We start from the raw sequence: 3,318 nt of genomic DNA, 5'->3' as shown, positions 1-3,318 counted from the left end.
CACCGTTGGTGTGGGGTTTCTTTGTTGTGTCTGTTGCTTGCCGGGTTTCGGCCTGGTGGGTGGCTGTTGGACATTTACGGAGAGTTTGATTCTGGCTCAGGACGAACGCTGGCGGCGTGCTTAACACATGCAAGTCGAACGGTGAAGGTCAGCTTGCTGACCGGATCAGTGGCGAACGGGTGAGTAACACGTGAGCAACCTGCCCCCTACTCTGGGATAAGCCTTGGAAACGAGGTCTAATACCGGATACGAGGCGCCCGGGCATCTGGAGCGTCTGGAAAGATTTATCGGTGGGGGATGGGCTCGCGGCCTATCAGCTTGTTGGTGGGGTGATGGCCTACCAAGGCGACGACGGGTAGCCGGCCTGAGAGGGCGACCGGCCACACTGGGACTGAGACACGGCCCAGACTCCTACGGGAGGCAGCAGTGGGGAATATTGCACAATGGGCGCAAGCCTGATGCAGCGACGCCGCGTGAGGGATGACGGCCTTCGGGTTGTAAACCTCTTTCAGCAGGGAAGAAGCGCAAGTGACGGTACCTGCAGAAGAAGCGCCGGCTAACTACGTGCCAGCAGCCGCGGTAATACGTAGGGCGCAAGCGTTGTCCGGAATTATTGGGCGTAAAGAGCTCGTAGGCGGTCTGTCGCGTCTGCTGTGAAAACCTCAGGCTCAACCTGGGGCTTGCAGTGGGTACGGGCAGACTAGAGTGCGGTAGGGGTGACTGGAATTCCTGGTGTAGCGGTGGAATGCGCAGATATCAGGAGGAACACCGATGGCGAAGGCAGGTCACTGGGCCGCAACTGACGCTGAGGAGCGAAAGCATGGGGAGCGAACAGGATTAGATACCCTGGTAGTCCATGCCGTAAACGTTGGGCACTAGGTGTGGGGTCCATTCCACGGATTCCGTGCCGCAGCAAACGCATTAAGTGCCCCGCCTGGGGAGTACGGCCGCAAGGCTAAAACTCAAAGAAATTGACGGGGGCCCGCACAAGCGGCGGAGCATGCGGATTAATTCGATGCAACGCGAAGAACCTTACCAAGGCTTGACATGCACCGGTAACACTCAGAGATGGGTGCCCCGCAAGGTCGGTGCACAGGTGGTGCATGGTTGTCGTCAGCTCGTGTCGTGAGATGTTGGGTTAAGTCCCGCAACGAGCGCAACCCTCGTCCCATGTTGCCAGCGGGTTATGCCGGGGACTCATGGGAGACTGCCGGGGTCAACTCGGAGGAAGGTGGGGATGACGTCAAATCATCATGCCCCTTATGTCTTGGGCTTCACGCATGCTACAATGGCCGGTACAAAGGGCTGCGATACCGCGAGGTGGAGCGAATCCCAAAAAGCCGGTCTCAGTTCGGATTGGGGTCTGCAACTCGACCCCATGAAGTCGGAGTCGCTAGTAATCGCAGATCAGCAACGCTGCGGTGAATACGTTCCCGGGCCTTGTACACACCGCCCGTCAAGTCATGAAAGTCGGTAACACCCGAAGCCGGTGGCCCAACCTTTTGGGGGGAGCCGTCGAAGGTGGGACTGGCGATTAGGACTAAGTCGTAACAAGGTAGCCGTACCGGAAGGTGCGGCTGGATCACCTCCTTTCTAAGGAGCATCTGGCATCTGCTCGTGCCTGTCGTGGGTGCGGGTCAGGTGTCCAGGCCCATGCCCTCGCCGATCGTGTGGGGGGTGGTGCTCGAGGGTGGAACATCGACTACGGCCGGCCTTGGATGCTGGTGGGTGCCTAGTACGCCGCGTGGGTGTGTGTCTCGAGCTTGCTCGGGGTGTGCAGCTGTGCGGGAGGGAACGGAGTCCTGCTGGTGGAGGGGTTGGCCTGGCACGCTGTTGGGTCCTGAGGGAACAGCCCGGTTCGGGTGGTTCGCCTCGGGGTCACGAAGGATCTCCTGGGGTTGTCTGCCGCGTGCGGTGGGTGCCTGGAAGGGGGGTTCGGGTGGGCCTTCGGGTCTGTCGGTGGTGTCGAACCGCTGTGCGCGACGTGGTCGTGGACGGTAGGCGGACCGGGTGCCGGCGGGGTTCGGTGGTTGCTTGAGAACTGCACAGTGGACGCGAGCATCTTTGAATGATCTTTGTGGTCAAGTTTATAAGGGCACAGGGTGGATGCCTTGGCACCAGGAGCCGAAGAAGGACGTAGTAGCCTGCGATAAGCCTCGGGGAGTTGGCAAACGAACCGTGATCCGAGGATGTCCGAATGGGGAAACCCCGCCGCAGTCATGTGCGGTGACCCGTACCTGAATATATAGGGTGCGTGGAGGGAACGCCGGGAAGTGAAACATCTCAGTACCGGCAGGAAGAGATATTCCGTGAGTAGTGGCGAGCGAAAGCGGATCAGGCCAAACCGTGCGTGTGTGATAGCCGGCAGGCGTTGCACGTTCGGGGTTGTGGGACCCGTCAGTCGGTTCTGCCGAACCGGCAGGGAGTCAGAAAGTCGCGTCATAGTCGAAGGGCATTGAAAGGCCCGGCACAGAGGGTGGTACCCCCGTAGACGAAATGGCGTGGCCTCCCGATGGGGATCCCAAGTAGCTCCGGGCCCGAGAAACCCGGAGTGAATCTGCACAGACCACTGTGTAAGCCTAAATACTACCTGGTGACCGATAGCGGACAAGTACCGTGAGGGAAAGGTGAAAAGTACCCCGGGAGGGGAGTGAAATAGTACCTGAAACCGTGTGCCTACAATCCGTCGGAGCCTCCCTAGCAGGGGTGACGGCGTGCCTTTTGAAGAATGAGCCTGCGAGTTAGTGGTACGTGGCGAGGTTAACCCGTGTGGGGAAGCCGTAGCGAAAGCGAGTCCGAACAGGGCGATCGTAGTCGCGTGCTCTAGACCCGAAGCGAAGTGATCTAGCCATGGGCAGGGTGAAGCGCGGGTAAGACCGCGTGGAGGCCCGAACCCACCAGGGTTGAAAACCTGGGGGATGACCTGTGGTTAGGGGTGAAAGGCCAATCAAACTTCGTGATAGCTGGTTCTCCCCGAAATGCATTTAGGTGCAGCGTCACGTGTTTCTTGCCGGAGGTAGAGCTACTGGATAGCCGATGGGCCCCACCAGGTTACTGACGTTAGCCAAACTCCGAATGCCGGTAAGCCAGAGCGTGGCAGTGAGACTGCGGGGGATAAGCTCCGTAGTCGAGAGGGAAACAGCCCAGACCACCAGCTAAGGCCCCTAAGCGTGTGCTAAGTGGGAAAGGATGTGGAGTTGCACAGACAACCAGGAGGTTGGCTTAGAAGCAGCCACCCTTGAAAGAGTGCGTAATAGCTCACTGGTCAAGTGATTCCGCGCCGACAATGTAGCGGGGCTCAAGCACACCGCCGAAGTT

The 3,318-nt window shown here is 59.3% G+C and carries 2 rRNA genes (1 of these 2 cut by a window edge); both read left to right on the top strand.

Annotated features, from left to right (window positions below):
• The first annotated feature begins 73 nt into the window (after positions 1 to 73).
• Positions 74 to 1,593 (top strand): 16S ribosomal RNA (locus tag ACFUMH_RS18610).
• A 486-nt stretch (positions 1,594 to 2,079) separates the two neighbouring features.
• A 23S ribosomal RNA gene (locus ACFUMH_RS18605) occupies positions 2,080 to 3,318 on the top strand; it runs 1,487 nt beyond the window's last position.
• Together the 16S and 23S rRNA genes form the textbook arrangement of a ribosomal RNA operon.

Source organism: Cellulomonas sp. NPDC057328 (genome assembly GCF_042667215.1).
Taxonomy (GTDB): domain Bacteria; phylum Actinomycetota; class Actinomycetes; order Actinomycetales; family Cellulomonadaceae; genus Cellulomonas.
The sequence above is the reverse complement of the archived record's forward strand: the minus strand, read 5'-3'. Positions and strand labels throughout refer to the sequence as shown.